The organism is Nocardioides sp., assembly GCF_036401255.1.
Lineage (GTDB): Bacteria > Actinomycetota > Actinomycetes > Propionibacteriales > Nocardioidaceae > Nocardioides.
In genome coordinates, this window is record NZ_DASWVI010000495.1 from 1 (window position 1) to 7668 (window position 7668).

A 7668-nucleotide genomic window follows, 5' to 3' on the forward strand; every position below is an offset into this window, starting at 1 on the left:
CACCGCCGCGCCCACCACGACCGGATACGTGCCGCCCGAGATCGACGTGCCGGCGCTGACCGCGCTGCTCGACGGGAAGTACGCCGAGGTCCGCGACCTGGTGCGCACCAACCTCGCGGCGTACGCCTCGATCCTCGCCGACGCCGAGGAGCTGTCGATCGAGGACTTCCGCGAGCGCGTCAAGGACGTCGTGGTCGAGATGGCCGCGACCGGGCAGACGGGCATGGGATTCCCCGAGGAGTACGGCGGCGGCGGCGACATCGGCGCGTCGATCGCCGCGTTCGAGACCCTCGCGTACGGCGACCTGTCGGTCCTGGTCAAGGTCGGGGTGCAGTTCGGGCTGTTCGGCGGCGCGATCCTGCAGCTCGGCACCCAGCGCCACCACGACGCCTACCTCGCGGACCTGATCACCGGGCGGCTGATGGGCTGCTTCGCGATGACCGAGACCGGGCACGGCTCGAACGTCCAGGCGCTCGGCACGGTCGCGACGTACGACCCCGACGCCGAGGAGTTCGTGATCACCACGACCACCGAGGACGCCCGCAAGGACTACATCGGCAACGCGGCCGAGCACGCCGAGGTCGCCGTGGTGTTCGCCCAGCTCGAGGTCGGCGGCGCCCGCGAGGGCGTGCACGCGTTCGTGGTGCCGATCCGCGTCGACGGGGCGCCCGCGCCCGGCGTACGCATCGAGGACGACGGCCGCAAGATGGGCCTCAACGGCGTCGACAACGGGCGGATCTGGTTCGACGGCGTGCGGGTGCCGCGCACCGCGCTGCTCAACCGGTTCGCGGACGTCACCCCCGACGGCACCTACGAGAGCCCGATCGAGAACCCGAACCGGCGCTTCTTCACCATGCTCGGCACCCTGGTGCAGGGCCGCGTGTGCGTCGGTGGCGGCGGGATCAACGCCGCCAAGGTGGCGTTGGCGATCGCCACGAAGTACGCCGTACGCCGCCGCCAGTTCGAGGCGACCTCCGACGAGCAGGAGGAGCTGCTGCTCGACTACGGCCTGCACCAGCGCCGGCTGCTGCCGCTGATCGCGCGGACCTACGCGCTGCACTTCGCCCAGGAGGTCGTGGCGGCCCAGCTGCACGACGTGTTCTCCGGCACCCAGTCACCCGGGGCGGCCGACCAGGCGCGCCGTGAGCTGGAGTCCCGCGCCGCGGGGACCAAGGCGCTCGGCACGTGGCACGCGACCCGCACCATCCAGGAGTGTCGGGAGGCGTGTGGCGGCGCGGGCTACCTGGCCGTGAACCGGTTCGCGGCGCTCAAGGCGGACACGGACGTCTTCACCACGTTCGAGGGCGACAACCACGTGCTGCTCCAGCTGGTCGCCAAGGGCCTGCTCACCGACTACGCCAGCGAGTTCGAGGACCTCGACCAGCTCGGGATGGTCCGGTTCGTCACCAACCTGGCGGTCGAGACGGTCATCGAGAAGACCTCGGTGCACAAGCTGCTCGAGCGGGTCCGCGACCTGCTGCCGGGCGGCGACCAGTGGGACCAGGAGGCCGGCCTGTTCGACCCCGACTACCAGCTCGCGATGCTGCGGTTCCGCGAGGAGCACATGCTGGCCGGAGTCGCCCGGCGGCTCAAGCGCGGCATCGACAACGGGATGAACCCGGGCGAGGTCTTCTCCCGGGTGCAGGACCACGTGATCGCCGCGGCCAGCGCGCACGTCGAGCGGCTGGTGCTCGAGGCGTTCGTCGACAAGACCGCCGGCCTGCCCGACGGCGATCTCAAGGTCGCGCTGACGCTGCTGTGCGACCTGTTCGCGCTGTCGACGATCGAGGCCGACCGGGCATGGTTCATGGAGCACGGCCGGCTCACCGTGCCCCGGTCGAAGGCGATCAGCCGCGAGGTCGCCGACCTGTGCCGCAAGATCCGGCCGCTCGCCGTACCCCTCGTCGACGCGTGGGCGATCCCCCCGGAGATGCTGCGCTCGCCGGACCTGGTGGGCTAACCGCCGTCGGCGGGCACGTCACCGGGTCTCGACACGCCGGTCGCGATCAGTGCCCGCCGGTCTTGAACCGGTCGAACGACGCGTGCACCTCGGCCTCCGCCTCGGTGCGGCCGACCCACTCGGCGCCCTCGACGGACTTGCCGGGCTCGAGGTCCTTGTAGACCTCGAAGAAGTGCTGGATCTCGAGGCGGTCGAACTTCGAGACGTGGCTGATGTCGCGCAGGTGCTCCAGTCGCGGGTCGGTGGCCGGGACGCAGAGGACCTTGTCGTCGCCGCCGGCCTCGTCGGTCATCCGGAACATGCCGATGGCCCGGCAGCGGATCAGGCAGCCGGGGAACGTCGGCTCCTGCAGGATCACCATCGCGTCGAGCGGGTCGCCGTCGAGACCGAGGGTGTTCTCGATGTAGCCGTAGTCGGCGGGGTACTGCGTCGAGGTGAACAGGGTCCGGTCGAGACGGATCCGGCCGGACTCGTGGTCGACCTCGTACTTGTTTCGCTGACCCTTCGGGATCTCCACCAGCACGTCGAACTCGAGCACGTCATCCTCCGCCATCGTCAGGGTCAATCTCCAGGGTCGATCGGGCCCGCGCGGCGGGCCGGGGTCAGTCTCGCGCACAATGGCGCCAAAAGCGCACCCGGGAAGGGGCCGTTCGTGGGCCGACGTGACCGACGCCACCCCTCACGGGGGGCCTCGTGGGGTGCCCGCCTCGCCACCTGGGGGCCGGTGCTGCTCGTGCTCGCGGTGCTGTCCGCGGCCGGGGTGGTGCTCTGGCTCGACCCGCCCGCGCCGCCGCCCGAGGACGACCCGGCGGCGATCCCGCCACCGCCCGGACTCACGCTGCCGGCGGCGTCGCCTCCGGCGCCGGTGGCCGCGCCGGCGACCGGCGTCCCCGATCCCGCGAAGGTACGCCGGGCGCTCGCGCCGCTGCTCCGCGACGCCGACCTCGGACCGCACGTGCTCGCCACGGTCGCGGGGCTGGACGGCACGCTGCTCTACTCCAGCGGCACCGGCTCGGCGCTGCCCGCCTCGACGCTCAAGCTGCTGACCGCCACCGCCGCCCTGGAGACCCTCGGGCCGGACCACACCTTCGCCACGACGGTCGTCGACGCCGGACCCCGCCGGGTCGTGCTCGTCGGCGGCGGCGACCCACTGCTGGCCGCCGACGACCTGCGCGGGCTCGCGCGCGACACCGCGGCCGCGCTGCTCGCCGCCGGGCGCACCCGGGTCCGCGTCGACTACGACACCAGCCTGTTCACCGGTCCCGCGGTCAGCCCGCACTGGCCGGCGAGCTACATCACCGACGGCGTGGTCGCCCCGATCACCGCCCTGTGGCTCGACGAGGGCCGCCCCGCGGAGGGCTTCGGGCGGGTCGAGGACCCCGCGGCCGTCGCCGCCGCGGCGTACGCCCGGGCCCTGACGCGGTCCGGCCTGACGGTGACCGGCCCCATGCGGGAGATCGCCGCGCCCGCCGGTGCGCCCGCGCTCGCCCGCACCGACAGCCTGCCGCTCGACCGGATCGTGGAGCACACGATCGAGACCAGTGACAACGAGGCCGCCGAGGTCCTCGCCCGCCACGTGGGGCTGGCGACCTCCGGCGCCGGGTCCTTCGCGGGCGGGGCCCGTGCGGTGCTGGCGGTGCTCGACGGGCTCGGCGTCCCCACGCAGGGCGCCGCGACGTACGACGGCAGCGGGCTCTCCCGCGACGACCGGCTCGACCCCGACACGATCACCGCCGTCCTCGAGCTGGCCGCGGCGCCCGAGCATCCCGACCTGCGGGCGGTGCTCACGGGGCTGCCGGTGGCGGGCTTCTCCGGCTCGCTCACGGGCCGCTTCGCCGAGGCCGGCGCCGAGGGACGGGGGCTGGTGCGGGCCAAGACCGGCACCCTGTCCGGGGTCAGCGGGCTCGCCGGCATCGTGACCGACCGCGCCGGCCGTCCCCTGGTGTTCGCGCTGCTCGCCGACCGGATCGACCTGCCCGACACCCTGGACGCGCGGGCGGCGCTCGACAGCGCGACGGCGGCGCTCGCCCGCTGCCGCTGCGGCTGAGCGCGCGCCTGGGTCTGTGGACGCCGCGGGTACCGTCACGACATGAGCAAGCACACGGGCCCGGGCTCCGGCGCGGGGATGGTCGACTGGGGCCTCGCCGTCGCCCTCGGGTCCCGGATCGCGGGGGAGGGCCCCGTCGTCGACCGGAGCACGGCCGAGGCCGTGGTCGCCGAGCTGCGCGCCGACGCCGACCGCTCCACCGGCCTGGTGCGCGAGCACACCGGGCTGGTCGCCGCCGAGCGCACCGCCCCGGTCCTGGTGGTCGACCGGGCGGGGTGGGTCGCCGCCAACGCGGACGGGTTCGCGACCGTCCTCGCCCCGGTCGTCGACCGGCTCTCCGCGCGCAAGGGCGCGCCGAGCGGGCTGAGCCTCGCGGTCGGGTCCCGCGTCACCGGCGCGGAGGTCGGGGCCGTGCTGGGGTTCCTGGCCGGCAAGGTGCTCGGCCAGTTCGACCCCTTCCACGCCCCGTCCGGCCGGCTGCTGCTCGTCGCGCCGAACATCGTCCACGTCGAGCGCGAGCTCGGCGTCGACCCCCACGACTTCCGCCTCTGGGTGTGCCTGCACGAGGAGACCCACCGCGTGCAGTTCACCGCGACCCCCTGGCTGGCCGACCACCTCCTCGGCGAGATGCAGGCGCTCGCGGACACCCTCGAGCCCGAGGGCCTCCTCGAGGACGGCCTGGGCCGGATCGTCGAGGCGGTCAAGAGCGCACGGGGTGGCGGCGGCAGCGTCCTCGACCTGGTCAGCACCCCCGAGCAGAAGGAGATCGTCGACCGCGTCACCGGCGTCATGTCGCTCCTGGAAGGCCATGCCGACGTCGTCATGGACGACGTGGGTCCGGGGGTGATCCCGACGGTCGCGGACATCCGCAAGCGCTTCAACCGCCGCCGCCAGGGCGTGGGCGTGCTCGACAAGGTGCTGCGCCGGGTGCTCGGCCTGGACGCCAAGATGGCGCAGTACCGCGACGGCGCGCGGTTCGTGCGCGCGGTCGTCGACAAGGCCGGCATGGCGGAGTTCAACGCGGTGTGGGAGCGACCGGAGAACCTGCCCTCCAAGGCGGAGATCGCCGACCCGCGGGCCTGGATCAGCCGGGTGCTGTGAACCGGGGATGAGCCTGCACCCGGCGGTCGCGGCGGTCCGCCTGGCCGTACGCCGATCGCTCACCCACGTCGAGCCCGGCCGCACCGTGGTCGTGGCGTGCTCCGGCGGCGCGGACTCCCTCGCGCTGCTCGCGGCCACCGTCTTCGAGGCCCGCCGGGCGGGCTGGCGGGTCGTGGGTGCGACCGTCGACCACGGGCTGCAGCCGGGGTCGGCCGACCACGCCGCGCGCGTGGTCCGGCAGATGGCCGACCTCGGGGCCGACGAGACGTTCAGCGCGGCCGTCCACGTGGAGACCGCGGGCCTGGGGCCGGAGGCCGCCGCGCGCCGGGCCCGTTACGCGGTGCTCGGCGAGATCGCCGAGCGGAGCGGGGCCGACGCGGTGCTCCTCGGGCACACCCGCGACGACCAGGCCGAGACCGTGCTGCTCGGCCTGGCCCGGGGCTCCGGTGGCCGGTCGCTCGCGGGGATGCGGCGTTCGTTCGACGGGTTCGTGCGCCCGCTGCTCGACGTGTCCCGCACGGACACGGTGACCGCCTGCCAGGTCGAGGGCCTCGAGTTCTGGGACGACCCCCACAACGACGACCCCGGCTACGCCCGCGTGCGGGTACGCCGCACCGTGCTGCCGGTCCTCGAGGACCAGCTCGGCCCCGGCGTGGCCGAGACGCTCGCCCGGACCGCCGAGCAGCTCCGTGAGGACATGGACCTGCTCGACGACGCCGCCGACGCGGCGTACGCCCGCCTGGGCGACCTCCCGGTCGAGGGCCTGCTGGCCGAGCCGGGCCCGATCCGGCGGCGGGTGCTGCGGCTGGCGGCGCTGGACGCCGGGTCGCCGGCCTCCGAGCTGTTCTACGAGCACGTGCGCGCCGTCGACTCGCTGCTCACGGACTGGCGCGGCCAGAAGTGGGTGGACCTCCCCGGACACGTCCGCTGCCGGCGGTCCGAGGGCCGGCTGCGCTTCGAGCGGGTCGGTTGAGGAATCTCAGGTTCCGCCGCGGGGAGCCGATTGTTCGCTCACACTCGCTGTGAGTGCGCGTCGTCGTGCGTGCCCGCCGAACTGGAGAAGCCCATGTCCCCTCGCCGTACGCTCGCCGCAGCCGCCGCCCTCCTCGCCGCTGCCGTCCTCGTTCCCCAGGCGCTGCCCGCCACGGCGGCGACGCACCGCGGTGTCGCCGTCACCGCGCCCCGCACCGGTCAGTCGCTCATCCAGGGCGTGGTGACCGACCAGACCGGGCGCTACGTCGACGACGTCACCGTCCAGGCGACCAAGGCGGACGGGACGCCGGCGGCGTCGGCCAAGACCTACGCCAGCGACCGTGCGGACGGCCCGCAGCACGGCTACTTCTACCTCGAGGTCGGCCGGGGCACCTACACGCTGACCCTGACGCGCTCGGGCTACCGGACCGCGACGTACGGCCCGTTCGAGATCACCCGGCGGCGCCAGACGATCAGCCTCGGCGAGATCGGCATCGTCAAGATGCTCCCCGAGACCAAGACCGCCGCGGCGCTCGTGCGCCGGAGCGTGACCACCAAGCAGAACGGCGTGGTCGAGGTGGCCGTGAGCGCCAAGGGCGCCAAGCCGACCGGGACCGTCGAGGTCCGCGAGGGCCAGCGCGTGGTCGGCGAGGGCCGGTTGAAGGCCTCGGACAAGGGCGAGCTCGTGATCGGCCTCGACCGGCTGCCGAAGGGCGCCCATCAGCTGAAGGCGTACTACCTCGGCTCCTCGGCGCTCAAGGCGTCCTCGTCCCCGTCGTTCACCCTGACGGTCACCAAGGCCCGCCACTGACCTAGAGTCTGCGCCATGCATGCTTCCGACGTGGAGAACGACCTGGTCAACGTCCTCTTCACCGAGGAGCAGATCCAGGGGCGGCTCGGCGAACTGGCCCGCGACATCGAGGCCGACTACGAGGGCCAGGACCTCTTGATCGTCGGCGTCCTGCGCGGCGCGGTCATGGTGATGGCCGACCTGGCGCGCAGCTTCCGCCGGCACCTCGAGATGGACTGGATGGCGGTGTCGTCGTACGGCTCCGGCACCAAGTCCAGCGGCGTGGTGCGGATCCTCAAGGACCTCGACACCGACATCTCGGGGCGGCACGTGGTGATCGTCGACGAGATCATCGACACCGGCCTGACGCTGTCCTGGCTGACCTCGAACCTGTCCTCGCGCAACCCCGCGAGCGTCGAGATCTGCACGCTGCTGCGCAAGCCGGAGGCGCTCACGATGCCGGTCGAGGTGAAGTACGTCGGCTGGGACATCCCCAACGAGTTCGTGGTCGGCTACGGCTTGGACTACAAGGAGCGCTACCGCAACCTGCGCGACATCGGCACGCTCGCGCCGCACGTGTACTCCTGAGGTCGGGCGCGGGCCCGAGGCGTCGGCTGGGACGCTCCGCAGATCCCGGGCAACGAGTTCGTGGTCGGCTACGGCCTGGACTACAAGGAGCGCTACCGCAACCTGCGCGACATCGGCACGCTCGCGCCGCACGTGTACTCCTGAGGTCGGGCGCGGGCCCGAGGCGTCGGCTGGGACGCTCCGCAGATCCCGGGCAACGAGTTCGTGGTC

At 73.4% G+C, this 7668-nt stretch carries 7 protein-coding genes; 6 read left to right on the forward strand and 1 reads right to left on the reverse strand.

Annotation, left to right across the window (positions count from 1 at the left end; translation table 11 throughout):
* Nucleotides 1-1960 (forward strand): acyl-CoA dehydrogenase (locus tag VGD85_RS22855; RefSeq protein WP_331065733.1); only part of this gene is annotated, 1960 nt, incomplete at its 5' end.
* Between the two features lie 46 nt (nucleotides 1961-2006).
* Here the strand turns inward: VGD85_RS22855 and VGD85_RS22860 are convergent.
* Entirely contained in the window at nucleotides 2007-2513 is a 507-nt protein-coding gene (locus VGD85_RS22860; protein WP_331065734.1) for an inorganic diphosphatase, read from the reverse strand.
* A 99-nt stretch (nucleotides 2514-2612) separates the two neighbouring features.
* On the opposite strand from VGD85_RS22860, the gene dacB reads away from it, so the two are divergent.
* The 5 genes from dacB (at nucleotide 2613) to hpt (ending at nucleotide 7458) form a co-directional block, all read left to right on the forward strand.
* On the forward strand, nucleotides 2613-4007 hold the full coding sequence (gene dacB, locus VGD85_RS22865; protein ID WP_331065735.1) for a D-alanyl-D-alanine carboxypeptidase/D-alanyl-D-alanine endopeptidase: 1395 nt from the start codon (nucleotides 2613-2615) through the stop codon (nucleotides 4005-4007).
* Between the two features lie 42 nt (nucleotides 4008-4049).
* Nucleotides 4050-5108 carry a zinc-dependent metalloprotease gene (locus VGD85_RS22870; protein WP_331065736.1) on the forward strand — a complete coding sequence of 353 codons (1059 nt, stop codon included), beginning with the start codon at nucleotides 4050-4052 and terminating at the stop codon, nucleotides 5106-5108.
* 7 nt (nucleotides 5109-5115) lie between these two features.
* Nucleotides 5116-6081: a tRNA lysidine(34) synthetase TilS gene (gene tilS, locus VGD85_RS22875; RefSeq protein ID WP_331065737.1), complete on the forward strand. Its 966-nt coding sequence runs from the start codon at nucleotides 5116-5118 to the stop codon at nucleotides 6079-6081.
* A 93-nt stretch (nucleotides 6082-6174) separates the two neighbouring features.
* The gene (locus tag VGD85_RS22880; RefSeq protein ID WP_331065738.1) at nucleotides 6175-6891 is read left to right on the forward strand and encodes an Ig-like domain repeat protein; all 717 of its coding nucleotides are present in this window, start codon (nucleotides 6175-6177) and stop codon (nucleotides 6889-6891) included.
* A gap of 15 nt (nucleotides 6892-6906) precedes the next feature.
* Complete coding sequence (gene hpt / locus VGD85_RS22885; protein WP_331065739.1) at nucleotides 6907-7458, forward strand: hypoxanthine phosphoribosyltransferase; 552 nt, start codon at nucleotides 6907-6909, stop codon at nucleotides 7456-7458.
* The last annotated feature ends 210 nt before the right edge of the window (nucleotides 7459-7668 follow it).

What these genes read in the sequence shown, in the direction of transcription:
- hpt (WP_331065739.1), top strand. Translation starts at nt 6,907, where the DNA reads ATGCATGCTTCCGACGTGGAGAACGACCTGGTCAACGTCCTCTTCACC.
- tilS (WP_331065737.1), top strand. Translation starts at nt 5,116, where the DNA reads ATGAGCCTGCACCCGGCGGTCGCGGCGGTCCGCCTGGCCGTACGCCGA.
- VGD85_RS22880 (WP_331065738.1), top strand. Translation starts at nt 6,175, where the DNA reads ATGTCCCCTCGCCGTACGCTCGCCGCAGCCGCCGCCCTCCTCGCCGCT.
- VGD85_RS22870 (WP_331065736.1), top strand. Translation starts at nt 4,050, where the DNA reads ATGAGCAAGCACACGGGCCCGGGCTCCGGCGCGGGGATGGTCGACTGG.
- VGD85_RS22860 (WP_331065734.1), bottom strand. Translation starts at nt 2,513, where the DNA reads ATGGCGGAGGATGACGTGCTCGAGTTCGACGTGCTGGTGGAGATCCCG.